The organism is Streptomyces kanamyceticus, assembly GCF_008704495.1.
Classification (GTDB): Bacteria; Actinomycetota; Actinomycetes; order Streptomycetales; family Streptomycetaceae; genus Streptomyces; species Streptomyces kanamyceticus.
Genome location: NZ_CP023699.1, coordinates 7,799,855 through 7,825,119, shown reverse-complemented (window position 1 = coordinate 7,825,119; position 25,265 = coordinate 7,799,855). Strand labels below are relative to the sequence as shown.

Below are 25,265 nucleotides of genomic sequence, written 5' to 3'. Positions count from 1 at the left end.
GGGGAGTTACGGCCCGCGTACGAGGTGTGAGGGGCGGGCCCGTTCCTACGGTGAAGGCCGGACGAACCGAGGGGACGATGTCATGCCGGTGGCGATCATTACGGGGGCTTCCAAGGGACTCGGGCGCGCGCTCGGCGCGGCGCTCGCGGAGAGCGGCTGGAATCTGGTGCTCGACGCCAGAACCTCCGGGGTGCTCCAGGAGTCCGCGACGTATGTAAGGGAGCACGCGAAGGACGGCGCGCGCGTGGAGGCGCTCGCCGGGGATGTCGGGGACGCGGCGCACCGCGCCGCGCTGGTGGCCGCCGCGCGGGGTCTGGGCGGCCTGGACCTGCTGGTGAACAACGCGAGCGCGCTGGGCGCCGAGCCGCTCGTCCGCCTGGCCGGGCTCCCGCTCGACGGGCTGCGGGCCGCTCTCGAGACGAATGTGGTGGCGGCCCTCGGTCTGGTCCAGGAATCGCTGCCGCTGTTGCGGGCGTCCGCCGGGGGCGCGGTTTTGAACATCAGCTCGGACGCGGCCGTCGAGGCGTACGAGACCTGGGGAGGGTACGGCGCTTCCAAGGCCGCTCTGGACCACCTTTCGGCGGTGCTCGGCGTGGAGGAGCCGGGGATCCGGGTGTGGTCCTTCGACCCCGGGGACATGCGGACGGATCTCTACCGGGCGGCGGTGCCCGCCGACGATCCTGCCGGGCGGCCGCTTCCGGAGCGTGTGGTGCCCGCCTTCCTCGACGTCATCGCCCGGCGTCCCGCCAGCGGGCGCTACACGGCTCCCGCGCTGCTCGCGGGTGCCCGGTGAACATGCTCGGTGCCGCGTGGCACGTGCCCGAAGCGCTGCTCGCCCGGGTCCCCGCCGAGCAGCGGGGGCCCGGGCTCGGCAGGGACGCGGTACGGCTGCTCGTCTCGCGCGGCACCGCGGTGACCCACCACACGTTCGCCGAGTTGCCCGCGCTGCTGCGGGCCGGGGACCTGCTCGTCGTCAATACGTCGCCGACCCTGCCCGCTGCCGTCGACGGGCGGCTCGGGCACGCGCGCGTGGTGGTGCACTTCTCCACGCGGGGCGAGGACGGCCGCTGGGCGGTGGAGCTGCGTGATCCGGACGGGAAAGGCACGACACGCGCGTGCGTGGGTGGTCCGGCCGGTGCGGTGGTGCGGCTGCCCGGGGACGTACGCCTCGTCCATGAGGAGCCGCTCGCGGAAGGGAGCGGGCGGCTGTGGTGGGCGCGGGTGTCGGCGGACGTGCCCGAGCTGCTGCGCCGGTACGGGCGGCCCATCCGGTACTCCTATACGGACAGGGACCAGCCGCTCTCCGCGCACCAGACCGTCTTCGCGCTCCCGTCGGCGGACGGTGCGGGCAGCGCGGAGATGCCGAGCGCGGGGCGGCCCTTCACGGCCGCGCTCGTGGCGGAGCTGGTGAGCAGGGGCGTGCAGTTCGCGCCGATCACGCTGCACACCGGCGTCGCCTCGCAGGAGGCGCACGAGCCGCCGTATCCGGAGCTCTTCGACGTGCCGCTGCCGTCGGCGCGGCTGATCAACGCGGCGAAGGCGGGCGGGGGCCGGGTCGTGGCGGTCGGGACGACGGCCGTGCGGGCCGTGGAGTCCGCGACGGGCGCCGACGGCGTGGTCCGCGCGGCGGCGGGCCGCACCGATCTCCTGGTGACTCCGGAGCGCGGGGTGCGCGTGGTGGACGGGCTGCTCACGGGGTTGCACGAGCCGGAGGCCTCGCATCTGCTGATGCTGGAGGCGGTCGCGGGGCGCGCGGCGGTCGACCGAGGTTATGCGGAGGCGGTATGCCGTCTCTACCTCTGGCACGAGTTCGGCGACGTGCACCTCATCCTCCGGGAGGACACTCCTCACCGTGAGCGTTGCTGAGGCAACTCCTGGTGAGACCGTTACGTGGTCGATGTGAGCCCGCGCATAGGACGCACATCACGTACGAAGGTCCCTAGTGGATAAGGAATCCCTTTATACGTGGGGGGTGCGAGGGCGTTCTCGGCGTCGGTGCACCCCCTGATCCACTACCCGGGATCGTACGTCACGCCTTTGCCACAGAATTTTGCTGCCGCTAAGAATTACTCCCGTCGCTCGGCGCCGCGGTCTCGCACCGCGGCGTTTGTGCCGGAGAAGCAGTTGTCCCCGCCGGACCAGAGCGACCTCCCCTATCCGAAGAGGTCCCACTCGCATGTCCCAGCACACCACCCCTGGTCATAGTCGCTCCACCGTGACCAAGGCCCAGAAGTTCTCGATCGCCGGTGTCGCCACGCTCGGCGCCGCCGCCCTCGCGTTCTCCCTCGTGCCGGGCAGCTCCGAGGCCGGGACCCAGGCCACCGCCGACGTCGCTCCCGTGGCCTTCGCCGCGTCGACGAGCGCGCAGCAGACGGTGCACGCCAGCGTCACCAAGCAGCAGTCCAACGCCGACAAGCAGGCCAAGGACGCCGCCGCGAAGGCCGCCGCCGACAAGAAGGCCGCCGACGAGGCCGCCGCGAAGAAGAAGGCCGAGGACGAGCGCAAGGTCAAGGAGGCCGCCAGCCGCGCCGCCGCCCGCAAGCCCGTCTACGCCAACAACCTCGACGGCTGGATCCGCCAGTCCCTGGACATCATGAAGGCCAAGGGCATCCCCGGTTCCTACGAGGGCCTGCACCGCAACATCATGCGCGAGTCCACCGGCAACCCGAACGCGCAGAACGGCTGGGACGTCAACGCCCAGAACGGCACCCCGTCGATCGGCCTGCTCCAGGTCATCCAGCCGACGTTCAACGCGTACCACGTCGAGGGCACGTCGACGAACATCTACGACCCGGTCGCCAACATCACCGCCGCGGCCAACTACGCGGCCGACAAGTACGGCTCGATGGACAACGTGAACGGCGCCTACTGAGCCCCTGAACAGGGGACCTCTTCAGCGAGGCTCAGCGAACGACGCCGAAGGGCGGCACCCCGTGCGGGGTGCCGCCCTTCTTCGTGCTTATGCGCGCGAGCCGGTCACTTGCGCATGACCTCCGGCTCGTGGCGCCGCAGCAGGCGCGCGACCGCGAAGCCGCAGATGACGCCGAGCGCGAGCAGGACCGTGATGTTCAGGCCCCACTGGCCCACCGAGTGCTCCCAGAGCGGGTCCAGGTCGTTCGGCTTCTTCGGGTCCCACGGCGGCATCAGGTGCGCGAGGTCGAGCGTGGCGCCCGCGCCCGCGATGGCCCAGCGGGACGGCATCAGCCAGGCGAACTGCTCCAGGCCCGGCGAGCCGTAGATCTGGAAGAGGACGCCGGTGAACACGACCTGGACGATCGCGAACATCACCAGGAGCGGCATGGTCTTCTCGGAGGTCTTCACCAGCGCGGAGATGACCAGGCCGAACATCATCGAGGTGAAGCCGAGCGCGATGATGACCAGGCAGATCTCCACGGCGGGGGGCATGATCAGCCCCTCCTTCGGCAGCTCGCGCGGGGCGAAGCCGATGCCGCAGATGATGACGCCCTGGAAGGCCGTGATCAGGCCGAGGACGATGACCTTGGACATCAGGTACGCCGAGCGGGACAGGCCGGTGGCCCGTTCCCGTTCGTAGATGACCCGCTCCTTGATCAGCTCACGTACGGAGTTGGCCGCTCCGGAGAAGCACATGCCGACCGCGAGGATCAGCATGATGGTGCCCGCGTCTCCGTTGAACTTGGCCGGCGGCTTCGGCGGGCCGAGGCCGAAGTCGGCGGGGATCACGACGCTGACGATGCCGAGGACCGCGGGCAGGATCACCATCAGACCCATGAAGCCCTTGTCGGAGGCGATCACCGAGACGTAGCGGCGGATCAGGGTCCACAGCTGTGAGCCCCAGCCCTGCGGCTTCGGCGGCCGGACCGCCTGCGGCGGCGGCATCTGCACCGACTGCGCGGCGACGGCGTCGATGTCCGCGGCGTACATCTGGTAGTGCTGCGAGCCCTTCCAGCGGCCCGCCCAGTCGTAGTCGCGGTAGTTCTCGAAGGCGGAGAAGACGTCGGCCCAGGTGCTGTAGCCGAAGAAGTTGAGGGCTTCCTCCGGCGGGCCGAAGTACGCCACCGAACCGCCCGGCGCCATCACCAGGAGCTTGTCGCAGATCGCCAGCTCGGCGACCGAGTGCGTGACGACGAGGACCGTACGGCCGTCGTCGGCGAGGCCGCGCAGGAGCTGCATGACGTCGCGGTCCATGCCCGGGTCGAGGCCGGAGGTCGGCTCGTCCAGGAAGATCAGCGACGGCTTGGTCAGGAGCTCCAAGGCCACCGAGACGCGCTTGCGCTGGCCACCGGAGAGGGAGGTGACCTTCTTCTCCTTGTGGATGTCCAGCTTGAGCTCGCGCAGGACCTCGTCGATGCGGGACTGGCGCTCGGCCTCGGTGGTGTCCGCGGGGAAGCGCAGCTTGGCCGCGTACTTGAGGGCCTTCTTGACGGTCAGTTCCTTGTGCAGGATGTCGTCCTGCGGGACCAGACCGATGCGCTGACGCAGCTCGGCGAACTGCTTGTAGAGGTTCCGGTTGTCGTAGAGGACGTCGCCCTGGTTGGCGGGCCGGTAGCCGGTGAGCGCCTTGAGCAGGGTGGACTTGCCGGAACCCGAGGGGCCGATGACCGCGATGAGCGACTTCTCCGGGACGCCGAAGGAGACGTCCTTGAGGATCTGCTTGCCGCCGTCGACCGTGACCGTGAGGTGGCGCGCCGAGAAGGAGACGTCACCGGTGTCGACGAACTCCTCGAGCTGTCCGCCGACGATGCGGAAGGTCGAGTGGCCGACGCCGACGATGTCGTTCGGGCCGATCAGGACGGTCGAGGACTTCGCGATCGGCTGGCCGTTGACGTACGTGCCGTTGTGCGACCCGAGGTCGTGGAGCTCGAAGCGGCCGTCGGGCGTCGCGCTGAACTCGGCGTGGTGGCGCGAGACCTGCAGGTCGGAGACGACGAGCTCGTTCTCCAGGGCACGGCCGATGCGCATCTTGCGGCCGAGTGCCAGCTGGTGGAACGTCGTCGGGCTGCGGTCGCCGTAGACCGGCGGGGCCCCCGCGACACCGCCGGAACCCTGAGCCTGCTGCTGGGGCACGTGCGGTTGCTGCTGCCAGCCCTGCTGCTGCGGCGCCTGGTGCTGCTGCTGTTGCTGCCAGCCCTGCTGCTGTGCCTGATGAGGGGCCTGCGGCTGCGGGGCCTGCTGGTGCGGGGCCGACTGGTGCGCCTGCTGGTGCGGAGCCTGCGCATGAGCTGCCTGCGCGGGCGGGGCCTGCTGGTGCGCGGCCTGCTGCTGGGGAGCCTGCTGCTGCGGTGCCGAGACGGCGGCCGCGGCGGCGCCCTGCGCACTGCCGGACACGTTCACCCGCGGACCGTCGGTCGCGTTGCCGAGGTGCACGGCCGAACCGGGGCCGATTTCCATCTGGTGGATCCGCTGGCCCTGCACGAAGGTGCCATTGGTGCTGCCGTGATCCTCAATGACCCAACTGCGACCGCTCCAGCTGATCGTGGCGTGACGCCAGGACACCCTGGCGTCGTCGAGCGAGATATCTCCCTGCGGATCACGTCCGAGGGTGTATGGCCTGGACGGGTCGAGCGTCCAGGTCCTTCCATTCAATTCCAGTACGAGTTCCGGCACTCCATGCCCCACTGAGTTGTCCCCCGAGCTAGCCCCCATCGATGGGGAGTCTAGGGATGTCGAACATCGGGAGGAACTATTTCAGGCGGAGGGCTCTGACCGAAAGTCGGGCCTTGTGAAGACTGCGTACGGGCCCCTACGGCCGTCCCGTTGACGAGGAAGATATCGCCCCGGAGAGTAGTAAGCGCCCATCAGTGCATACGGATCATGCGCATTGACGCCATTACGTGCATTTGGGGCGACGCACTGCGGTTCGGGGGGTCCTGATGCAGACCGATGAGTACCGACGTGAAAACCGGGGCGTGCGCTGGGGTGACGTGCTGCTCTCGGCGATCGCCGCGGTCAGCTGGGCCCTGGTCGGGATGGCGGGGACGGCCGCGCTCGGGCTGCATCTGCTGGGCGCGGACGACGTGGGCTCGCTCGGACCGATGACGGCGGCGACGGTGGCGCTCGGCGCGGGCGGTTCGGTCACGCCGTCCGGCGACGTCTCCGCGTTCGGTCTCAAGGGCGCGGAGGCGACCACGGCGATCGACATCGCGCCACTCGGCGTGGGCCTGGTCGGCGCTCTGTTGCTCGCCCTCTTCTTCTTACGCTCCCTGCGCGGCGCCGGATCGGTCATCTCGCCCGGCGAACTCGCCGCGCGCCTGGGCGCGGTGATCGCCCTCTTCCTGGCGATGCTCGCGGGGCTCGCCTGGGCGGGACACGACATCATCACGATCGACGGCGACAAACTCGGCATCGACAAGGGGATCGACAAGGGACTCGACAATCTGCCGGGCGGCATCGGCGACAAACTGCCCGGCGGGATCGGTGGCCTCCTGCCCGACCGGCTCGGCGACCTGGCGAAGGCCAAGGCCGCGGTCGGGTTCACGGTGGACACCGCGCCGACGCTGCTCGGCGGCGCGGTCTGGGTGGCCGGGGTGCTGCTCATCGCGCTGCTCGCGTCGCGCCGCACTCCACTGCCGCGCGGGCTCGACGTGCTGCACCGGGTCGTGCGGCCCGCGGTCTCCGCGCTGGTCGCGGTGGTCGTGGTCGCGGTCCTCGCGGGTCTCGCCGCGGCCGCGTACGCGATGGTGGGCGACGACCACCCGGGGCGCATCGCCGGTGCCGCGCTGCTCGGGGCGCCCAACGGCGTCTGGCTCGGTGTCCCCGTCGGGCTCTTCGTGCCGTGGGACGGCAGGGCGACGGGGGCGCTCACCCAGTTCCTGCCGGATCCGGTGGACGACCTCCTTACCGGCCCCGCCGACAAGGCGCTCACGCTCGGCAGGCTCGCCGAACTCGACGGGCGGGTCTGGCTGTTGGGGGTGGCGGCGGCGCTGATGATGCTGTTCGCGGGGGTGCTTACCGCGGTGCGGACTCCTTGGGCGCGGGGGGCGTCGGGCCGTGCCGCCTCCGTACGCGAGGTGGGCGCTCTGGGGTTCGCGGGGCGGTGCGGCGTACGGCTCGGGATCGTGACAGCGGTCGGTCTTCCGATCCTTGTGTGGCTGACCGGGGTGTCCGCCGACGCCTCGCTGTCCGTGTTCGGCTTCGACGCGTTCGGCGCGGGGATCGAACTGCACGGGCGGCTGGGGCCCGCGGTGCTGCTCGGGGCGGCGTGGGGGTTCGGCGCGGGGGTCCTGGGGGCACTTCTCGCGGTGGCGTCGGGGGCGGCGGGCGGCAGTGTCGCGCCGCTGGCACTGGCCGCGGCCGGGTCCGAGCCCGGTCCCGAGCCCTCGCCCGAGTCCACGGTGCCGACCGGCGCCGGACCCTACCGGCCCGGCGCTCCGCACCGGCCACCGAACCCCGACACGAACCCCTATCTGAAGCCGCCGCCGCGCACGGACGGCACTCCCCCGCCGGGCGGCTCCTCCGGGCGGCCGCCGCGAGACGTCTCCGGCGCGCCGACCGTGGTGGGCCCCGTCGCACCGCCACCGCCACCGCGGCCGCGGTCGCGCTCGACGGACTGGCCTCCTCCGCCGCCGCCTCCCCCACCGCCGCCGGAACAGGGGCCGCCACCCCCGGGAAGGCCACGCGGGTCCCGATAGAAGGGCGGGCGAGTGGGGAAGATCCGCCGCGAAGCGGCGGGCCCGAAGCGACAGGAACAACGACGCGAGACGACAGAAGCGACAACGCGAAGCGACAACCGTGTCCGACAAGCGGACCGCCACCGCACCGGCGAGGAGCGGACGGATACCGTAGGGATCACCATGAGTGCTTCGCAGCCCCCTCAGTCTGCCGACGTCCCGACGCTCCTCGTCAAGATCTTCGGCAAGGACCGCCCCGGCATCACCGCCGGCCTCTTCGACACCCTCGCCGCCTACTCCGTCGACGTCGTCGACATCGAGCAGGTCGTCACCCGCGGCCGCATCGTGCTGTGCGCGCTCGTGACCGAGCCGCCCGCAGGGCTGGAGGGTGACCTGCGTTCCACCGTCCACAGCTGGGCGGGTTCCATGAAGATGCAGGCCGAGATCATCTCCGGCATCGGCGACAACCGGCCCCGCGGGCTCGGGCGTTCGCTGGTGACCGTCCTCGGCCACCCCCTGACCTCGGAGTCGACGGCCGCGATCGCCGCCCGCATCACGGCGACCGGCGGCAACATCGACCGCATCTTCCGTCTCGCCAAGTACCCGGTCACCGCGGTGGAGTTCGCGGTCTCCGGCACGGAGACGGAGTCCCTGCGCACCGCCCTCGCCCTGGAGGCCGCGCGGCTCGGCGTGGACGTCGCCGTCGTCGCGGCGGGCCTGCACCGCCGCGCCCAGCGCCTGGTCGTGATGGACGTCGACTCGACGCTCATCCAGGACGAGGTCATCGAACTCTTCGCGGCGCACGCCGGATGCGAGGACGAGGTCGCCGAGGTGACCGCGGCCGCGATGCGCGGCGAGCTGGACTTCGAGCAGTCGCTGCACGCGCGCGTGGAGCTCCTCGCGGGCCTGGACGCGTCGGTCGTCGACAAGGTCCGCTCCGAGGTCCGGCTCACGCCCGGCGCCCGCACCCTGATTCGTACGCTCAAGCGCCTCGGCTACCAAGTGGGCGTCGTCTCGGGCGGGTTCACCCAGGTCACCGATGATCTGAAGGAACGTCTTGGCCTCGACTTCGCCCAGGCCAACACCCTGGAGATCATCGACGGAAAGCTCACCGGCAAGGTGACCGGCGAGATCGTCGACCGGGCGGGCAAGGCGCGGCTGCTGCGCCGCTTCGCCACGGAGGCCGCCGTCCCGCTGGAGCAGACCGTCGCGATCGGCGACGGCGCGAACGACCTCGACATGCTGAACGCGGCCGGTCTCGGGGTCGCCTTCAACGCCAAGCCCGTGGTCCGCGAGGCCGCGCACACCGCCGTCAACGTCCCCTTCCTCGACACCGTCCTCTATCTCCTCGGCATCACCCGCGAAGAGGTCGAGGCGGCGGACACGCACGCCGACTGACGGCAGCGCACCGCTCGTACGTCGACGGGGCCCGGCACCGCATCGGTGCCGGGCCCCGTCGTCGGATACGGAGGCGGAGGCGGAAGGGCTACTCGGAGGGCGCCCAGTAGTCGACTAGCGTGGCCACGCCGGGCTCAAGGGCCTTCCACGAACCGGAGTACGTCAGGACGGCGAAGGTGGCGGTCGGGAAGCCGCGGCGGTTCAACCGGGTCCTGGCATCGCCCTCGGAGTCCCCGGAGAGGACGTCGGTCAGTCCCTGCACCCCGGGGTTGTGGCCGATCAGGACGACGTTCCGCACGTCGTCCGGGGTCTCGTTGAGCACGGCGATCAGCTCGCCGGGAGAAGCCTCGTACAACCGCTCTTCGTAGACGGTCTTCGGCCGCTGCGGCAGCTCCTGGACGGCGAGCTTCCACGTCTCGCGGGTCCGGGCCGCGGTCGAGCACAGGGCCAGGTCGAAGGGGATGCCGCTGTCGGCCAGCTTGCGTCCGGCGACGGGGGCGTCCCTGCGGCCTCGCTCGGCCAGGGGCCTCTCGTGGTCGGAGACCTGCGGCCAGTCGGCCTTCGCATGCCGGAAAAGGACAATCCTGCGGGGTTCTGCGACGCTCATGCTTTCCAGCTTCGCATGAAACGCGCCATGGGGCGCAGGGAGTTGAAGCGGTCGCCCGGCACGGGTGACGGCACCGGTCGGCCGGAGGTCAGGGGGCCCAGGTCGGCCGGAGGTCAGGGAGCCAGCCGCAGGATCGTCTCCTGTATGCGCTCGAGCAGCTGGGTGACCATCGGCTGGCCGCTCGCGGCGTGCGCGTCCGCGGGATTCAGGATCAGCAGGAGCAGGGCGGCGAAGGCGAGGGCGGGGAGGGCCACCGCCCACCAGGGAAGCTGGACCTCGATGCTGCCGGATTCCGCCGGGTCGCGCCGGGTGTGCGAACGGGCCGACATGCCGCCTCCGTGGTCTACGAGATCGTCCGTGCCGCGTCATCGCGGGCACAACTCGAAGTTAGGCGATAGGCGACCCTCAACCCATCCGGTGATCCACCCACTTGACCCTGAGACTGGCCCCCTAGGGGATGGTGGTGCTAACCCCACCATCCGCCCCTCGGGGGCCGGTTCACGGTGAGGCGATGGACGCGACGATGCCGATGATCACGGTGATGGCCAGCATCGCGCCGAGCACGATGAGGAACTTCTTCTGGCCGTTCTGGGGGTTCGGGTCGAGGACGGGCATACGGCCAGTCTCGCACCCTTTGCCCGAACCCCCCTCGGTGGGGTCAGGCCGCCGCGGCCCTGGCCGCCACCTCGTCCTCGACGGTGCGGTTGCGGCCCGCGAGCGTACCGATGATGATCTGCGGCACCATCAGGCCCGCCATCAGCGCGATCGGCAGTCCCCAGCCGCCGCTGTGCTGGTAGAGCACGCCGATGAGGAGCGGGCCCGGGATCGAGATCAGATAGCCGGTGCTCTGCGCGAAGGCGGACAGCTTGGCCACGCCCACGCTGCTCTTGGCGCGCATGCCGACCATCGTGAGGGCCAGCGGGAAGGCACAGTTGGAGATGCCGAGCAGCAGCGCCCAGGCCCAGGCGCCGCCCGCCGGCGCGAGGTAGAGCCCCGTGTATCCGGCGAGGCCGCACACGCCGAGGGCGACCACGACCGGGCCCTGGTTGGGCAGGCGCGTGGCGACCCGGGGGATGACGAAGGCCAGCGGGACGCCCATCGCCATGGTGACGGCGAGCAGCACGCCCGCCTGGCCCGCGGGCACGCCCGCGTCGCGGAAGATCTGCGGCATCCAGCCCATCGTGATGTACGCGGCGGTGGCCTGGAGCCCGAAGAAGACGGCCAGCGCCCAGGCCGTACGGCTGTGGGTGATGCGCAGCTCGGCGTCCTCGCGCTGAACGGTCTTGCTGACGTGCTCCGAAGTGGCCTCGGTGGCGGCGCCCCGGGCGCGGACGAGCGGGATCCACGGCACGACGGCGACGACGGCGAGAACCGCCCAGACGGCGAGCCCGGACTGCCAGCGACCGCCGAGGGCGTCGGTCATGGGCACGGTGACGGCCGCCGCGAGGGAGGTGCCGAGCGCGAGCGCCATCGAGTACAGGCCGGTCATCGAGCCGACCCGGTCGGGGAACCAGCGCTTGACGATGACCGGCATCAGGACGTTGCTGACCGCGATGCCCATGAGGGCGAGTGCGGTGGCGGCGAGGAAGCCCGCGGTGCCGCCGATGAAGGGCCTGATCACCAGGCCGGTCGCGATGGCCGCCATGCCGACGCAGACCACCGCGCTCGGTCCGAAGCGCCGGGCGAGCCTGGGGGCCATCACGCCGAAGAACGCGAAGCAGAGCGGCGGCACGGAGGTGAGCAGGCCCGCGAGGGTGCCGCTCATGCCGAGGCCGTCGCGCACCTCTTCGAGGAGGGCGCCAAGGCTGGTGATCGCGGGGCGGAGGTTCATGGCGGCGAGGACGATGCCGACGATGACGAGCCGCGTTCCCCACGCGCGCGTGGGGGCCTGTTTCTCCGCGGCGCCGGTTCGTATGGGGGGTGTCTCTGTCGGTGTCATCGTCTCGGTTTCCTCACTAGCCATGGAGCCATCATAGAATCATGGGATGATTGGCTGTCCAGTCCGTTCGCGTCACACCTCGCGTCACACGACCCGTCACCCGCTGCGTCACACGCTTCGCCACACGCCCCCGGCCACGCACGAAGGAACGTCATGCCGCTGACCACCCCTCGCCGTTCGGCACTCTCCGAACAGGTCATCTCCGAGCTGCGCAACCAGATCTCGTCGGGCGAATGGCCGGTCGGCTCCCGCATCCCCACCGAACCCGAGCTCGTCGAGCAGCTGGGAGTGGCGAGGAACACGGTCAGGGAGGCCGTGCGCGCCCTGGCGCACAACGGTCTGCTCGACATCCGGCAGGGCTCGGGCACCTACGTCGTGGCGACCAGCGAGCTGGCGGGCGTCATGCAGCGCAGGTTCGCCGACGCCGAACCGCGGCACATCGCCGAGCTGCGCAGCACCCTGGAGTCGAGCGCGGCGAAGCTGGCGGCCCAGCGCCGCACGGAGCGCGACCTCAAGCAGCTCGACGCCCTCCTCGCCCGCCGCGAGGAGGTCTGGGCATCGGGCGACACGGAGGCCTTCGTGACGGCCGACGCGACGTTCCACATGGCCGTGGTGGCCGCCTCGCACAACGACGTGCTGACGGCGCTCTACGCGGACCTGGGCGAGGTCCTGCGCGACTGGCTGCGCGTTGACATCGGCACGGAGCTGACCCCCGAGACGCACATGGACCACACCCGGCTCGTCGAGGCGATCCGCGCGCAGGACGCGGAGGCGGCGGAGACCGAGGCGGCGGGCTACCCGTTCATGTGCCGCCCGGTCACCCGCTGATCCGGACCGCCCCGGTCACTTCTGGTGGCTGACCCACACCGCGCGGACCTCTTTCCAGCACCGTCCTGTCAGCCGCACGCTCTGCGCGGGCCCCGCCTCGACGGGCGCGCTGTCGAGGTCGATGTCCCACCACCGGTCGCACTCCACGTGCAGCCGCACCCGGTCGGTCTCGGGGTAGGGGTTGTGGCAGTCCGCGACCACCCGCGAGCCCGCGACGCCGATGCGGCACTCCGAGCCGAACGGGCGGGGCTCGGGTGCCTGCACGCGCGCGCGTGGGGGCTGCTGGGGAACGCCGCTCGGCGCGACGACCACAAGAGAGAGAGCGGCGAGCACCGCGGCAGGTGACAGACGCACACTTCAGAGTGCGCGGCGCCGTCCCGGGGCGCCCGGCAAGGGGGCCGTACGGGTGACGCCCCGCCTCCCGCGCGCTGCGGGGGACGGGGCGTCACTTGCGTACGACGTACCTGGTCAGGCACCCATCATGTGGACGCCGCCGTCGACGTGGATGATCTCGCCGGTGGTCTTCGGGAAGAAGTCCGAGAGCAGCGCGACGATGCCGCGGCCCGCGGGCTCCGGGTCCGCCATGTTCCACTCCAGCGGGGAGCGGGAGTTCCAGATGTCCGCGAGGTCGGCGAAGCCCGGGATGGACTTGGCCGCCATGGAGCCGATCGGACCCGCGGAGATCAGGTTGCAGCGGATGTCCTCCTTGCCCAGGTCACGGGCGAGGTAACGGCTGGTGGCCTCCAGGGCGGCCTTGGCCGGGCCCATCCAGTCGTACTTGGGCCAGGCGTACTGCGCGTCGAAGGTGAGGCCGACGACCGAGGCGCCGTCCTCGAACAGCGGGCGGCAGGCCATGGTGAGCGACTTCAGGGAGTACGCCGAGACGTGCATCGCCGTGGAGACGTCGTCGAAGGTCGCCTCCAGGAAGTTGAAGGCGCCCTGCGGCGCGAAGCCGATGGAGTGCACGACGCCGTCGAGGCCGCCGAGCTCCTCCTTGACGACGCCCGCGAGGCGGTCGAGGTGCTCCTGGTTGGTCACGTCGAGCTCGATGACCTTGGCGGGCTTGGGGAGCTTCTTGGCGATGCGCTCGGTGAGGGTGGGCCGCGGGAAGGCGGTCAGGATGACCTCCGCGCCCTGCTCCTGGGCGACCTTGGCCGCGTGGAAGGCGATGGAGGACTCCATCAGCACACCGGTGATCAGGATGCGCTTGCCGTCGAGAATTCCGCTCATGGTGATCAGTGACCCATGCCCAATCCGCCGTCAACGGGGATGACGGCACCAGTGATGTACGAAGCGTCGTCCGACGCCAGGAACTTGACCGCCGCGGCGATCTCGTCGGGCTGCGCGTAGCGGCCGAGCGGCACCTGGGCGACGATGCCCTTGCGCTGCTCCTCCGTGAGCGCCTGGGTCATGTCGGTGTCGACGAAACCGGGCGCGACGACGTTGAAGGTGAGGTTGCGCGACCCGAGCTCGCGGGCGAGCGAGCGAGCGAAGCCGACCAGACCCGCCTTGGAGGCGGCGTAGTTCGCCTGCCCCGCGGAACCGAGCAGTCCGACGACGGAGGAGATCAGGACGACACGGCCCTTCCTGGCGCGCAGCATGCCGCGGTTGGCACGCTTGACGACCCGGAAGGTGCCGGTGAGGTTGGTCTCGAGGACGGACGTGAAGTCCTCCTCGGTCATGCGCATCAGGAGCTGGTCCTTGGTGATGCCCGCGTTGGCCACGAGCACCTCGACGGGACCGTGCTTCTCCTCGATCTCCTTGTAGGCCGTCTCCACCTGCTCGGCGTCGGTGATGTCGCACTTGACGGCGAGGACGCCCAGCTCGGCGAGCTGCTGAGGCGGCTCTCCGGAACGGCAGGTGATCGCGACCTTGTCGCCGGCTTCGGCAAAGGCGCGGGCGATGGCGAGGCCGATGCCCCGGTTTCCTCCGGTGACGAGAACCGAGCGGCTCAACGGATCACCCTTTCGATAGCGGTCAGGTACCTCGAAAACCTATCGGTACCTTCCGCGATACGGAGAATCGGCGACCGACAGTGGCGGGGAGGACTCGCTGTTGGATCCCTACAGAAAGGTCTGGCCGCAGGACCGTCGGGCGCGACATGATCGGACCTGACCCGGTGCCGACAGCAGGGAGACATCCGTGCCTCATACCATCGACGAAGCCTTCACGGCGCTGCCGCTGCGGGCTCTCGCCGACGCCGCGCTCGCCCGCGCGCGTGCGCTCGGCGCCGACCACGCGGACTTCCGCCTGGAGCGGGTGCGCAGCGCGGCCTGGCGGCTGCGCGACGCCAAGCCGTCGGGCACCTCCGACACCACGGACCTGGGCTACGCGGTGCGCGTGGTGCACGGCGGCACCTGGGGGTTCGCCTCCGGCGTGGACCTGACGATGGACGCGGCGGCCCGGGTCGCCTCCCAGGCCGTGGCGATGGCGAAGCTGTCCGCGCAGGTCATCAAGGCCGCCGGGTCGGACGAGCGGGTGGAGCTCGCCCAGGAGCCGGTGCACGCGGACAAGACCTGGATCTCCTCGTACGAGATCGATCCCTTCACCGTGCCGGACGAGGAGAAGGCGGGGCTGCTCGCCGACTGGAGCGCGCGGCTGCTCGCGGCCGACGGGGTCGCGCACGTCGACGCGTCGCTGCTCACAGTGCACGAGAACAAGTTCTACGCGGACACGGCGGGGACGGTGACCACGCAGCAGCGCGTGCGGCTGCACCCGCAGCTGACCGCGGTGGCCGTCGACGAGTCGAGCGGCGAGTTCGACTCGATGCGCACGATCGCGCCGCCGGTCGGCCGCGGCTGGGAGTACCTGACGGGTACCGGCTGGGACTGGGACGGCGAACTGGCCATGATCCCCGAGCAGTTGGCCGAGAAGATGCGGGCGCCGAGCGTGCGGGCGGGGTCGTACGACCTGGTGGTCGACCCGTCGAACCTCTGGCTGACCATCCACGAGTCCATCGGCCACGCCACCGAACTGGACCGCGCGCTCGGCTACGAAGCGGCGTACGCGGGGACCTCGTTCGCCACCTTCGACCAGCTCGGCAAGCTCGCGTACGGCTCGTCGATCATGAACGTGACGGGCGACAGGACGGCCGAGCACGGGCTCGCCACCATCGGGTACGACGACGAGGGCGTGGCCGGTCAGTCCTGGGACCTGGTCAAGGACGGCACACTCGTCGGCTACCAGCTGGACCGCCGCATCGCGAAGCTCACCGGCTTCGAGCGCTCCAACGGCTGCGCGTACGCGGACTCCCCCGGGCACGTACCGGTGCAGCGCATGGCGAACGTGTCGCTGCGGCCCGATCCCGGCGGGCTCGACACGGAGGACCTGATCGCGGGCGTCGACCGCGGGATCTACGTCGTGGGCGACCGGTCATGGTCCATCGATATGCAAAGGTACAACTTTCAATTTACCGGGCAACGCTTCTACAAGATCGAGAACGGGCGGCTCGCCGGGCAGCTGCGCGATGTCGCCTACCAGGCGAGCACCACCGACTTCTGGGGTTCGATGGCCTCGGTCGGCGGCCCGCAGACCTATGTGCTCGGGGGCGCCTTCAACTGCGGCAAGGCCCAGCCAGGACAGATCGCCGCGGTCTCGCACGGCTGCCCGTCCGCCCTGTTCCGGGGCGTGAACATTCTGAACACCACGCAGGAGGCCGGTCGATGAGCCGCAGCGCCACCAAGCCGCACGAGATCGTCGAGCGCGCCCTCGAACTGTCCACCGCCGACGGCTGCGTGGTGATCGCCGACGAGGAGTCCACGGCGAACCTGCGCTGGGCGGGCAACGCCCTGACCACCAACGGCGTCACCCGGGGCCGCACCCTGACCGTCATCGCGACCGTCGACGGCAAGGAGGGCACCGCGTCCGGCGTCGTGACGCGCGCGGCCGTGACCGCGGACGACCTGGAGCCGCTGGTGCGGGCCGCCGAGCAGGCCGCGAGGGGCGCGGGGCCCGCCGAGGACGCCCAGCCCCTGGTGACCGGCACCCCCGCGTCCCCGGACTTCACGGAAGCTCCCGTGGAGACCTCGTCCGCCGTCTTCGGGGACTTCGCGCCCGCGCTCGGCGAGGCGTTCGCCAGGGCCCGCGCGGGCGGCCGCGAGCTGTACGGCTTCGCGAACCACGAGATGGTGTCGAGCTACCTCGGTACGTCGACGGGGCTGCGCCTGCGGCACGACCAGCCCAACGGCACCCTCGAACTCAACGCCAAGTCGCCGGACCGCACCAAGTCGGCCTGGGCGGGGCGGGCGACCCGGGACTTCAAGGACGTCGATCCCGCGGCGCTCGACCTGGAACTCGCGCAGCGCCTCGACTGGGCGCGGCGGCGCGTCGACCTGCCCGCGGGGCGGTACGAGACGCTGCTGCCCTCGACCGCCGTCGCGGACCTGCTCATCTACCAGATGTGGTCCTCATCGGCCCGGGACGCCGCCGAGGGCCGCACGGTCTTCTCCAAGCCGGGCGGTGCCACGCGGCTCGGCGACCGGCTCGCCGAGCTGCCGCTGACCATGCGCAGCGACCCGCACGAGCCGGGTCTGGAGTCGGCGCCGTTCGTGCTCGCGCACTCCTCCGGAGGCGACTCCTCCGTCTTCGACAACGGGCTGCCGATCGGCCCCACCGACTGGATCCGCGAGGGTGAGCTGGCCCACCTCGCCACCAGCAGGCACAGCGCGGCCCTGACGGGCCTGCCGGTGGCCCCCGCCATCGACAACCTCATCCTCGACGGGGGCGGCGACCGCTCCCTGGACGAGATGGTCGCGGCCACCGAGCGCGGTCTCCTGCTGACCTGCCTCTGGTACATCCGCGAGGTCGACCCGGCGACGCTGCTGCTCACGGGCCTGACCAGGGACGGCGTCTACCTCGTGGAGAACGGCGAGGTCGTGGGCGAGGTGAACAACTTCCGGTTCAACGAATCACCGGTCGGCCTGCTCGGCCGGGCCACCGAGGCGGGCCGCACGGAGAAGACGCTGCCGCGCGAATGGGGCGACTACTTCACCCGGGCCGCGATGCCCGCGCTCCGCGTCCCGGATTTCAATATGAGTTCGGTCAGCCAGGGCGTATAACCTCGGACCTTGCACCTACGTGCAACGTGTAAGCACACCCAAGGAGACGCGAGACCCGTGACGGACATCGTCGACGAGCTGAAGTGGCGGGGCCTTTTCGCCCTGTCCACCGATGAAGACGCACTGCGCAAGGCGCTCGCGGACGGTCCCGTCACGTTCTATTGCGGCTTCGACCCGACAGCGGCGAGCCTGCACGTGGGGCACCTCGTGCAGGTCCTCACCGTCCGCAGGCTCCAGCAGGCGGGGCACCGCCCGCTGGCGCTCGTCGGCGGCGCCACCGGCCAGATCGGTGACCCGCGGCCGACCGCCGAGCGCACGCTGAACGACCCGGAGACCATCGCGAACTGGGTGGCCAGGCTGCGCACGCAGATCGAGCCGTTCCTGTCCTTCGAGGGCGAGAACGCCGCGACGATGGTCAACAACCTGGACTGGACGGCGGGCCTCTCCGCCATCGAGTTCCTGCGGGACATCGGCAAGCACTTCCGGGTGAACAAGATGCTCACCAAGGAGTCGGTCGCCCGCCGCCTGGAGTCCCAGGAGGGCATCTCCTACACGGAGTTCAGCTACCAGCTCCTCCAGGGCATGGACTTCCTGGAGCTCTACCGGCGGTACGGCTGCACGCTGCAGACCGGCGGCAGCGACCAGTGGGGCAACCTCACGGCGGGCATCGACCTGATCCACCGCCTGGAGCCGGACGCCACGGTGCACGCCATGGGCACGCCGCTGATGGTCAAGGCGGACGGCACCAAGTTCGGCAAGTCCGAGAGCGGCGCCGTCTGGCTCGACCCGGAGATGACCACGCCGTACGCGTTCTACCAGTTCTGGCTGAACGTGGACGACCGGGACATCTCGACGTACCTGCGCATCCTCAGCTTCAAGTCCCGCGAGGAGCTCGAGGAGATCGAGAAGCTCACCGAGGAGCGTCCGCAGGCCCGTGCGGCCCAGCGCGCGCTCGCCGAGGAGCTGACGACGCTGGTGCACGGCGCCGACCAGTGCGCCGCGGTGATCGCCGCCTCCAAGGCCCTGTTCGGCCAGGGCGACCTCGCCGAGCTGGACGAGGCCACGCTGAGCGCGGCGCTCTCGGAGCTGCCGCGCGTCCAGGTCGCCGAGCTCGGCCAGGTCGTGGACCTGCTCGCCGAGGTCGGTCTGGTGGCGAGCAAGTCCGCCGCCCGGCGCACGGTGAAGGAGGGCGGCGCCTACGTGAACAACGTCAAGGTCGCCGCCGAGGACGCCGTCCCGGCCCGCGAGGAACTGCTGCACGGGCGCTGGCTGGTCCTTCGCCGCGGCAAGAAGAACCTGGCCGCGGTCGAGGTCACCGCGGGCTGACGTCCGGAGCATCCCGTACGACAGCGAGGGCCCGGCTCCCCTTTCGGAGTGCCGGGCCCTCGCCGTACGCGCGGTTCGCGTCAGCGGTTCACGTCGTCTGTCTGTCGCCCTTGATCATCTTGTACGCGGCGTCACCGACGCCGACCACGACGACCGCCGCGACCAGCTGCAACGCGTGCCGGCCCCAGTCGATGCCCCTGGTCTCGTTGATGCCGAACTTCGTCGCGAGCCAGTTGCCCACGACCGCGCCGATGATGCCGAACACGGTGGTCAGCCAGAGCGGACTGTGCTGCTTGCCGGGCAGGATCGCCTTGGCGATCAGCCCCAGCACGAATCCCACGATGATCGCCCACAACCAGCCCATCACTGCCTCCTCGTACGGCTCGACATGAGCAGTAACGTCAGTGTCTGTCCGTCCCCCGTACGGCGCATGTCGGGCACCGCCATACGTGGCGAGGCGCAGGAAGTACACCGAGGCGGGGCGTCCCCCGGTCTCGTAGGCGACGGAGCCCCGGCGTAACGTGGAACGCGGTCCGGGCCGGGGAGAGCTCGGCGAAACGGGCAGGTGGTGGAACGTGATGCGGAAGCGGAGCGGCGGCGAGGTCTTCCGGATCACGGGGGCCAGGCAGGGGCTCGCCGAGGACGTCCGCGGCAGGCAGCGGCGGTACGTGATCTCCATGTCGATCAGGACCCTGTCGGTCGTCGCGGCGGCGACGCTGTGGAACGTCGAGCGGCATGTCGCCCTCGTCGCTCTGGTACTCGGTGTTCTCCTCCCGTACATCTCCGTGGTGATCGCCAACGCCGGTCGCGAGACCAATCCCTCGCTTCCTTCGACGTTCGTACCCGCTCCTTCTCGGCCAATGCTCGCGCCGCCCGCGTCCTCGGCCGCCGCGGAATCCGTCCCGGAAGATCCCCTGGGGCCCGCCCACGACCAGCGGCGCGGCTCATCGCGTGATCAGAACTGACCGTCGACGTTCCGCCAAGCTCAAGAAAACCTCAGATCAATCATGTAGTTCCGGTGCCAGTTGCCGGGTCCCCCATGACATACTTCGTACGCGCTCCGCATCCCCCGTCGGAGCGACAGACCGACGCCGGGCAGCTCCCCCCGTGGCTGCTCGGCGTCGCCTTGTTCTATGGGCAGTTGAACACGACTGCGAAGCACCAGGACGCGACTGTGAGTGACGAAACCCCCATCTGTTCCGCCAAGGGCTGCCGCGTGGCCGCGGTCTGGGTGCTCGCCTGGAACAACCCGAAGATCCACACGCCGGAGCGCCGCAAGACGTGGCTCGCGTGCGAGGAACACCGCGAGCACCTCTCCCAGTTCCTGAGCGTGCGCGGCATGTTGAAGGAAGTCGTGACGCTGACGGAGTGGGAATCCCGCGAGGCGTAGGCCCGCGGGGCCCGAGTGGGCAGATGAAGCCCCGTGCGGCGCCCCGCGGTTAAGTCATCCGCCGATCGCCGACATCGGCCGCTCCGGCTGCAGGAACGACGGGTCGTCCAGGCCCGAGCCCGCCTTCTTGCCCCACATCGCGAGCTTCCAGATGCGGGCGATCGCCTCGTCCGAGCCGTCCGTGCTGTCCTCGGGGGCCGCGCGGAGGGCTCCTCGCAGGTCGGTCTCCTCGGTGGCGAACAGGCAGGTGCGCACCTGGCCGTCGGCCGTCAGTCTCGTGCGGTCGCAGGCCGAGCAGAAGGGGCGGGTGACGGAGGCGATGACGCCGACCCGGTGCGGGCCGCCGTCCACGATCCAGCGCTCGGCGGGGGCCGAGCCGCGCTCCGTGGAGCCCTCTTCGGTGAGCTCGAAGCGCGTACGCAGGGACTCCAGGATGTCACCGGCCGTGATCATGCCGTCGCGCTTCCAGCCGTGCTGGGCGTCGAGCGGCATCTGCTCGATGAAGCGCAGTTCGTAGTCGTTCTCCACGGCCCAGGCGAGCAGGTCGGGGGCCTCGTCGTCGTTCAGACCCGGCATCAGGACGGTGTTCACCTTGACCGGGGTCAGGCCCGCGTCGCGGGCGGCCTCCAGGCCTTCGAGGACGTCCTTGTGGCGGTCACGGCGGGTGAGTGTCTTGAAGACGTCGGGGCGCAGGGTGTCCAGAGAGACGTTGACCCGGTCGAGGCCCGCCGCCTTGAGGGCCTTGGCGGTGCGCTTGAGGCCGATGCCGTTCGTCGTCAGGGACATCCTGGGGCGCGGCTCCAGCTGGGCGCAGCGCTCCACGATGCCGACGAGGCCGGGGCGGAGCAGCGGCTCGCCGCCGGTGAACCGGACCTCTGTGATGCCGAGCTGGGTGACGGCGATGCGCACGAGGCGGACGATCTCGTCGTCGGTGAGCAGGTCCGGCTTGGCCAGCCACTGGAGGCCCTCTTCGGGCATGCAGTACGTGCAGCGCAGATTGCAGCGATCTGTCAGTGAAACGCGCAGGTCAGTGGCTGTTCGGCCAAAGGTGTCGATGAGCACTGCGGCCCCCTCCCCGGCGGTTGGATGCTGATGTTCCGACTGCTTACGACCCTACGCCAGACCTCTGACAACTCCATGGGCCATTTGGCACGAGGAACGGCGCGGCCGCGTCGTAGGACTCTACGACGCGGCCGCTACGAGCACATGAACATTAACCGCTCAGTGCGCTCCGACGCCGGTGAGGGACTTGACCTCCAGCTCGGCGTACTTGCCCTTGTTCGGCTCCTCCTTGGACAGGAGCGAGCCGAGCCAGCCGAGCAGGAAGCCCAGCGGGATGGAGATCAGGCCCGGGTTCTCCAGCGGGAAGAAGTCGAAGTTCGCGTCGGGGAACATCGAGGTGGGCTTGCCGGAGACGACCGGCGAGAACAGCACGAGGCCGACGGCGGCGACCAGGCCGCCGTAGATCGACCAGAGCGCGCCCTGGGTGGTGAACCGCTTCCAGAACAGGCTGTAGAGGATCGTCGGCAGGTTCGCCGAAGCCGCGACCGCGAAGGCGAGGGCGACGAGCCCCGCGACGTTCAGGTCGCGGGCGAGGGCGCCGAGCGCGATGGAGACGATGCCGATGAACACGGTCGACCAGCGGGCCGCCTTCATCTCCTCCTTCTCGGTGGCCTTGCCCTTGCGGATGACGTTCGCGTAGATGTCGTGCGCGAACGAGGACGACGAGGCGAGGGTGAGGCCCGCGACGACCGCGAGGATGGTGGCGAAGGCGACCGCGGAGATCACCGCGAGCAGGATGGCGCCGCCGGTCGAGTCGCCACCGCCGCCGATCTCCAGGGCGGCCAGCGGTGCCGCGGTGTTGCCCGCCTTGTTCGAGGCGATGATGTCGCCGGGCTTGAGCAGGGCGGCGGCGCCGAAGCCGAGGACGATCGTCATCAGGTAGAAGGCGCCGATGATGCCGATCGCCCAGTTCACGGACTTACGGGCGGCCTTGGCCGTCGGCACCGTGTAGAAGCGGATCAGGATGTGCGGCAGGCCCGCGGTGCCGAGCACCAGGGCGATGCCGAGCGAGATGAAGTCCAGCTTCGAGGTGCCGGTGGCGCCGTACTTGAGGCCGGGCTCAAGGAACGCCGAGCCCTTGCCACTGTTGGAGGCGGCCGAGCCGAGCAGGTCGGAGACGTTGAAGTTGAACTTCAGGAGGATCAGGAAGGTGATGAGGATGGTGCCCGTGATGAGCAGGACGGCCTTGACCATCTGCACCCAGGTGGTGCCCTTCATGCCGCCGATGGTCACGTAGACGATCATCAGGACGCCGACGAGGGCGACAATGAGGACCTTGCCCGCGTCGGTGGTGATGCCCAGGAGCAGCGAGACCAGGACGCCCGCGCCCGCCATCTGCGCGAGCAGGTAGAAGATCGACACGACGATGGTGGAGGTGCCCGCCGCCGTACGGACGGGGCGCTGGCGCATCCGGTAGGCGAGGACGTCGCCCATCGTGTAGCGGCCCGAGTTGCGCAGCGGCTCGGCGACCAGGAGCAGCGCCACCAGCCAGGCGACGAGGAAGCCGATGGAGTAGAGGAACCCGTCGTACCCGAAGAGGGCGATGGCGCCCGCGATGCCGAGGAAGGACGCGGCGGACATGTAGTCGCCGGAGATCGCCAGGCCGTTCTGGAAGCCGGTGAACTGGCGGCCGCCCGCGTAGAAGTCGGCGGCGCTCTTGGTCTGCCGTCCCGCCCAGACGGTGATGACCAGGGTCGCGACGACGAAGGCCGCGAAGAGGCTGATGATCAGTGGCCGGTGGTCGGAGGCGTCGGAGGCCGCCGCCAGGTCGATGACGGCGGTGTGCGCGGGGCTCATGCCGCTCCCTCCATACGGGACTTGATCGCCTCGGCCTTCGGGTCGAGCTTCGAGGCGGCGTGGCGCGAGTAGAACCAGGCGATGAGGAACGTGGTCAGGAACTGCCCGAGGCCGAGTGCGAGGGCGACGTTGATGTTGCCGAAGAGCTTGGTGCCCATGAAGTCGCCCGCGTAGTTGGAGAGCAGGACGTACACCAGGTACCAGGTGATGAAGGCGATGGTGAGCGGGAAGGCGAACGAGCGGTGCGCTTGGCGCAGTTCACCGAATTCCGCGCTCTCCTGCACCTCGATGAACTCCTCCGTGGAGGGCGCGTGGGGAGTGGTTTCTGAGCCGCCCTTCGAAGGTGGCGGTGCGTCGGTGGCCACGGAGTCTCCTCGTGGTGCGGGTGGGGTGGGGACGGACAGTTGTTCCATGGGCTCTGATCTCTCACTCCGGTAGTGACGCGGATCACGTGAGCCACGGATGGCGATGCTAAGGCCACCGGACGTGATCCGACAGGGGGTTGATGTTGCTTCCGTGACGTACTCAACGCCGGGGCGACACGCGCGACGCGGCCCAACTCCCCGGTTTCTTCGGCAAGTCATTGCTGGCCTGGGAGTTTCCGGGTTAGCTTCACCCTGAACCACCCGTCATGTACCTGCCCGAGCACCAGCTGTGTTCGGGCAGTTCCGTATGCGATTCCGTGTGCGGTTCCGTCACCGGATGATGTGGAGATCCCATGGCTCATCTGCGTTCCAGACGTCGTACGGCGCTGGCCCTGCCGCTCGGCATCGCCCTGGCCGCCTCGGTCGGCTTCCTGCCCGGCGCCGCCTCCGCGGCCTCGAACGAGTCGCCCGCCCCCGTGTCGGCACAGGCCGCGAAGGACGCCCCCGCCCTCGCGTACGTCGTCAACACCCGCGCGGACCACAAGACGATCCAGTACGTGAAGAAGGCGATCGCCAAGAACGGCGGGTCCGTCGTCGTCGCGTACGACAAGATCGGCGTGATCGTCGCGCACTCGTCGAACCCGGACTTCGGCAAGCAGATACGCGAGGTGCGCGGCGTGCAGACCGCGGGCGCGACCCGCACCGCGCCGCTCACCGCCGCGGGCACCACCGAGGACGGCGCCCCGACGCTCCTGTCGAAGGCCGACGCCAAGTCCCTGAAGGCCACCGCCGCTTCGGGCGACGAGCCGCTCGAGGCCGACCAGTGGGACCTGCGGGCGATCGGCGCCGACAAGGCCGCCAAGATCAACCCGGGCAGCAGGAAGGTCACCGTCGGCGTGATCGACACGGGCGTCGACGACACCCACCCCGACCTCGCGCCCAACTTCTCCGCGTCGCAGTCGGCGAGCTGTGTCGGCGGCAAGGCCGACACCTCGCCCGGGGCCTGGCGCCCGGCGAAGAGGGAGCACTACCACGGCACGCACGTGGCCGGTGAGATCGCCGCCGCGCGCAACGGGGTCGGTGTCGCGGGCGTGGCGCCCGGCGTCAAGGTCTCGGGCATCAAGGTGGCCGACCCGGTCAACGAGCTGTTCTACCCGGAGAGCGTGGTCTGCGCCTTCGTGTTCGCCGCCGACCACGGCGTGGAGATCACCAACAACAGCTATTACGTCGACCCGTGGATGTACAACTGCAAGGACGACCCGGACCAGCGGGCCATCGTCGACGCGGTCAACCGCGCCCAGCTGTACGCCCAGCGCAAGGGCACCCTCAGCCTGGCCTCCGCGGGCAACTCCAACCACGACCTGGACTCGGACGCGATCGTCGACACGTCGAGCCCGGACGACTCCACTCCGGTGCCGCGCACCGTCGACCCGCACGAGTGCCTCGACATCCCCACCCAGCTTCCGGGCGTCGTCACCGTCAGCGCGACGGGCGTCAAGGACCTGAAGTCGATCTACTCCAGCTACGGCAAGGGCGTCATCGACGTCGCGGCCCCCGGCGGCGACAAGTTCCAGATCCCGGCCGACACCCCGTCCAAGAACGGCCGCGTCCTCTCCACGATGCCGGGCGGCGAGTACGGCTGGCTGCAGGGCACCTCGATGGCGTCCCCGCACGCCGCGGGCGTCGCCGCGCTGATCAAGTCCACGCACCCCAAGGCGGGCCCCGCCGAACTCCAGCGGCTGCTCAAGAAGCAGGCCGACAAGCTCTCCTGCCCCGAGGGTCCCTACGACCCGGACGGTGACGGCGACGTCGACGCGACCTGCCAGGACGGCGGCAAGAACAAGAACGGCTTCTACGGCAGCGGGCTCGTCGACGCGCTCGACGCCGTGAAGAAGTGATGGGGAGAG

24 protein-coding genes are annotated in these 25,265 nt (G+C 70.2%); 12 read left to right on the top strand and 12 right to left on the bottom strand.

Annotation, left to right across the window (positions count from 1 at the left end):
- The first annotated feature begins 82 nt into the window (after positions 1-82).
- The 3 genes from CP970_RS34010 to CP970_RS34000 all read left to right on the top strand — a co-directional run bounded on the left by CP970_RS34010 (position 83) and on the right by CP970_RS34000 (position 2,872).
- Positions 83-793: an SDR family NAD(P)-dependent oxidoreductase gene (locus tag CP970_RS34010; protein ID WP_055544715.1), complete on the top strand. Its 711-nt coding sequence runs from the start codon at positions 83-85 to the stop codon at positions 791-793.
- A 2-nt stretch (positions 794-795) separates the two neighbouring features.
- Entirely contained in the window at positions 796-1,866 is a 1,071-nt protein-coding gene (locus CP970_RS34005; protein WP_055544714.1) for an S-adenosylmethionine:tRNA ribosyltransferase-isomerase, read from the top strand.
- Positions 1,867-2,176: 310 nt separating this feature from the next.
- Positions 2,177-2,872 (top strand): transglycosylase SLT domain-containing protein, encoded by a 696-nt coding sequence (locus CP970_RS34000; protein ID WP_055544713.1) that lies wholly within the window; start codon positions 2,177-2,179, stop codon positions 2,870-2,872.
- A 104-nt stretch (positions 2,873-2,976) separates the two neighbouring features.
- On the opposite strand, the gene CP970_RS33995 is transcribed toward CP970_RS34000, so the two are convergent.
- Positions 2,977-5,586 carry an ABC transporter ATP-binding protein/permease gene (locus tag CP970_RS33995; RefSeq protein ID WP_079043250.1) on the bottom strand — a complete coding sequence of 870 codons (2,610 nt, stop codon included), beginning with the start codon at positions 5,584-5,586 and terminating at the stop codon, positions 2,977-2,979.
- Positions 5,587-5,852: 266 nt separating this feature from the next.
- On the opposite strand from CP970_RS33995, the gene CP970_RS33990 reads away from it, so the two are divergent.
- Positions 5,853-7,610: a streptophobe family protein gene (locus tag CP970_RS33990; RefSeq protein ID WP_150494362.1), complete on the top strand. Its 1,758-nt coding sequence runs from the start codon at positions 5,853-5,855 to the stop codon at positions 7,608-7,610.
- A gap of 162 nt (positions 7,611-7,772) precedes the next feature.
- Positions 7,773-8,987 carry a phosphoserine phosphatase SerB gene (gene serB, locus CP970_RS33985; RefSeq protein WP_150494360.1) on the top strand — a complete coding sequence of 405 codons (1,215 nt, stop codon included), beginning with the start codon at positions 7,773-7,775 and terminating at the stop codon, positions 8,985-8,987.
- Positions 8,988-9,075: 88 nt separating this feature from the next.
- Here serB and CP970_RS33980 read toward each other — a convergent pair whose 3' ends face one another.
- The 4 genes from CP970_RS33980 to CP970_RS33965 form a co-directional block, all read right to left on the bottom strand.
- Positions 9,076-9,594 (bottom strand): SixA phosphatase family protein, encoded by a 519-nt coding sequence (locus CP970_RS33980; protein WP_055548564.1) that lies wholly within the window; start codon positions 9,592-9,594, stop codon positions 9,076-9,078.
- Between the two features lie 113 nt (positions 9,595-9,707).
- On the bottom strand, positions 9,708-9,923 hold the full coding sequence (locus CP970_RS33975) for a hypothetical protein (protein ID WP_055548566.1): 216 nt from the start codon (positions 9,921-9,923) through the stop codon (positions 9,708-9,710).
- A 169-nt stretch (positions 9,924-10,092) separates the two neighbouring features.
- Positions 10,093-10,209, bottom strand: coding sequence for an SGM_5486 family transporter-associated protein (locus tag CP970_RS45590; RefSeq protein WP_107098955.1), 117 nt, complete (start codon positions 10,207-10,209; stop codon positions 10,093-10,095).
- Between the two features lie 43 nt (positions 10,210-10,252).
- Complete coding sequence (locus tag CP970_RS33965; protein WP_191094981.1) at positions 10,253-11,557, bottom strand: CynX/NimT family MFS transporter; 1,305 nt, start codon at positions 11,555-11,557, stop codon at positions 10,253-10,255.
- 129 nt (positions 11,558-11,686) lie between these two features.
- Between CP970_RS33965 and CP970_RS33960 the strand changes: the two genes are divergently transcribed.
- Positions 11,687-12,361, top strand: a complete 675-nt coding sequence (locus CP970_RS33960) for a FadR/GntR family transcriptional regulator (RefSeq protein WP_055548570.1) — start codon at positions 11,687-11,689, stop codon at positions 12,359-12,361.
- Between the two features lie 15 nt (positions 12,362-12,376).
- On the opposite strand, the gene CP970_RS33955 is transcribed toward CP970_RS33960, so the two are convergent.
- The 3 genes from CP970_RS33955 to fabG all read right to left on the bottom strand — a co-directional run bounded on the left by CP970_RS33955 (position 12,377) and on the right by fabG (position 14,316).
- A complete protein-coding gene (locus tag CP970_RS33955) occupies positions 12,377-12,715 on the bottom strand; it encodes a hypothetical protein (protein WP_055548572.1) in 339 nt (112 codons plus the stop codon).
- A 114-nt stretch (positions 12,716-12,829) separates the two neighbouring features.
- On the bottom strand, positions 12,830-13,591 hold the full coding sequence (gene fabI, locus CP970_RS33950) for an enoyl-ACP reductase FabI (RefSeq protein WP_055548574.1): 762 nt from the start codon (positions 13,589-13,591) through the stop codon (positions 12,830-12,832).
- A 5-nt stretch (positions 13,592-13,596) separates the two neighbouring features.
- On the bottom strand, positions 13,597-14,316 hold the full coding sequence (fabG, locus tag CP970_RS33945) for a 3-oxoacyl-[acyl-carrier-protein] reductase (protein ID WP_055548577.1): 720 nt from the start codon (positions 14,314-14,316) through the stop codon (positions 13,597-13,599).
- Between the two features lie 187 nt (positions 14,317-14,503).
- Between fabG and CP970_RS33940 the strand changes: the two genes are divergently transcribed.
- From CP970_RS33940 to tyrS, 3 genes are read left to right on the top strand one after another with little or no spacing between them, the layout of a single operon-like run.
- Entirely contained in the window at positions 14,504-16,027 is a 1,524-nt protein-coding gene (locus CP970_RS33940; RefSeq protein WP_055548578.1) for a TldD/PmbA family protein, read from the top strand.
- A complete protein-coding gene (locus CP970_RS33935) occupies positions 16,024-17,418 on the top strand; it encodes a metallopeptidase TldD-related protein (protein WP_055548580.1) in 1,395 nt (464 codons plus the stop codon). The genes CP970_RS33940 and CP970_RS33935 overlap by 4 nt, the downstream gene beginning before the upstream one ends.
- 57 nt (positions 17,419-17,475) lie before the next feature.
- Complete coding sequence (gene tyrS / locus CP970_RS33930) at positions 17,476-18,744, top strand: tyrosine--tRNA ligase (RefSeq protein WP_055548582.1); 1,269 nt, start codon at positions 17,476-17,478, stop codon at positions 18,742-18,744.
- A gap of 88 nt (positions 18,745-18,832) precedes the next feature.
- On the opposite strand, the gene CP970_RS33925 is transcribed toward tyrS, so the two are convergent.
- Entirely contained in the window at positions 18,833-19,108 is a 276-nt protein-coding gene (locus CP970_RS33925; protein ID WP_055548584.1) for a GlsB/YeaQ/YmgE family stress response membrane protein, read from the bottom strand.
- A 214-nt stretch (positions 19,109-19,322) separates the two neighbouring features.
- Between CP970_RS33925 and CP970_RS33920 the strand changes: the two genes are divergently transcribed.
- The gene (locus tag CP970_RS33920; RefSeq protein ID WP_055548586.1) at positions 19,323-19,709 is read left to right on the top strand and encodes a DUF3099 domain-containing protein; all 387 of its coding nucleotides are present in this window, start codon (positions 19,323-19,325) and stop codon (positions 19,707-19,709) included.
- A 209-nt stretch (positions 19,710-19,918) separates the two neighbouring features.
- The gene (locus tag CP970_RS33915; RefSeq protein ID WP_055548607.1) at positions 19,919-20,134 is read left to right on the top strand and encodes a hypothetical protein; all 216 of its coding nucleotides are present in this window, start codon (positions 19,919-19,921) and stop codon (positions 20,132-20,134) included.
- Between the two features lie 54 nt (positions 20,135-20,188).
- Here the strand turns inward: CP970_RS33915 and moaA are convergent, their stop codons facing one another.
- From moaA to CP970_RS33900, 3 genes are all read right to left on the bottom strand, one after another.
- Complete coding sequence (gene moaA, locus CP970_RS33910; RefSeq protein WP_055548588.1) at positions 20,189-21,196, bottom strand: GTP 3',8-cyclase MoaA; 1,008 nt, start codon at positions 21,194-21,196, stop codon at positions 20,189-20,191.
- 159 nt (positions 21,197-21,355) lie between these two features.
- Positions 21,356-22,993 (bottom strand): solute symporter family protein, encoded by a 1,638-nt coding sequence (locus CP970_RS33905; RefSeq protein WP_055548591.1) that lies wholly within the window; start codon positions 22,991-22,993, stop codon positions 21,356-21,358.
- Complete coding sequence (locus tag CP970_RS33900; RefSeq protein WP_055548593.1) at positions 22,990-23,358, bottom strand: DUF485 domain-containing protein; 369 nt, start codon at positions 23,356-23,358, stop codon at positions 22,990-22,992. Before CP970_RS33900 ends, CP970_RS33905 begins: the two co-directional genes overlap by 4 nt.
- 353 nt (positions 23,359-23,711) lie before the next feature.
- On the opposite strand from CP970_RS33900, the gene CP970_RS33895 reads away from it, so the two are divergent.
- Positions 23,712-25,256, top strand: a complete 1,545-nt coding sequence (locus CP970_RS33895) for a S8 family serine peptidase (protein WP_055548595.1) — start codon at positions 23,712-23,714, stop codon at positions 25,254-25,256.
- The last annotated feature ends 9 nt before the right edge of the window (positions 25,257-25,265 follow it).

Coding starts and splice junctions, on each gene's coding strand:
- CP970_RS34010 (WP_055544715.1), top strand. CDS start 83: ATGCCGGTGGCGATCATTACGGGGGCTTCCAAGGGACTCGGGCGCGCG.
- CP970_RS34005 (WP_055544714.1), top strand. CDS start 796: ATGCTCGGTGCCGCGTGGCACGTGCCCGAAGCGCTGCTCGCCCGGGTC.
- CP970_RS34000 (WP_055544713.1), top strand. CDS start 2,177: ATGTCCCAGCACACCACCCCTGGTCATAGTCGCTCCACCGTGACCAAG.
- CP970_RS33990 (WP_150494362.1), top strand. CDS start 5,853: ATGCAGACCGATGAGTACCGACGTGAAAACCGGGGCGTGCGCTGGGGT.
- serB (WP_150494360.1), top strand. CDS start 7,773: ATGAGTGCTTCGCAGCCCCCTCAGTCTGCCGACGTCCCGACGCTCCTC.
- CP970_RS33980 (WP_055548564.1), bottom strand. CDS start 9,594: ATGAGCGTCGCAGAACCCCGCAGGATTGTCCTTTTCCGGCATGCGAAG.
- CP970_RS33975 (WP_055548566.1), bottom strand. CDS start 9,923: ATGTCGGCCCGTTCGCACACCCGGCGCGACCCGGCGGAATCCGGCAGC.
- CP970_RS45590 (WP_107098955.1), bottom strand. CDS start 10,209: ATGCCCGTCCTCGACCCGAACCCCCAGAACGGCCAGAAGAAGTTCCTC.
- CP970_RS33965 (WP_191094981.1), bottom strand. CDS start 11,557: ATGGCTAGTGAGGAAACCGAGACGATGACACCGACAGAGACACCCCCC.
- CP970_RS33960 (WP_055548570.1), top strand. CDS start 11,687: ATGCCGCTGACCACCCCTCGCCGTTCGGCACTCTCCGAACAGGTCATC.
- fabI (WP_055548574.1), bottom strand. CDS start 13,591: ATGAGCGGAATTCTCGACGGCAAGCGCATCCTGATCACCGGTGTGCTG.
- CP970_RS33935 (WP_055548580.1), top strand. CDS start 16,024: ATGAGCCGCAGCGCCACCAAGCCGCACGAGATCGTCGAGCGCGCCCTC.
- CP970_RS33925 (WP_055548584.1), bottom strand. CDS start 19,108: ATGGGCTGGTTGTGGGCGATCATCGTGGGATTCGTGCTGGGGCTGATC.
- CP970_RS33920 (WP_055548586.1), top strand. CDS start 19,323: ATGCGGAAGCGGAGCGGCGGCGAGGTCTTCCGGATCACGGGGGCCAGG.
- CP970_RS33905 (WP_055548591.1), bottom strand. CDS start 22,993: ATGAGCCCCGCGCACACCGCCGTCATCGACCTGGCGGCGGCCTCCGAC.
- CP970_RS33895 (WP_055548595.1), top strand. CDS start 23,712: ATGGCTCATCTGCGTTCCAGACGTCGTACGGCGCTGGCCCTGCCGCTC.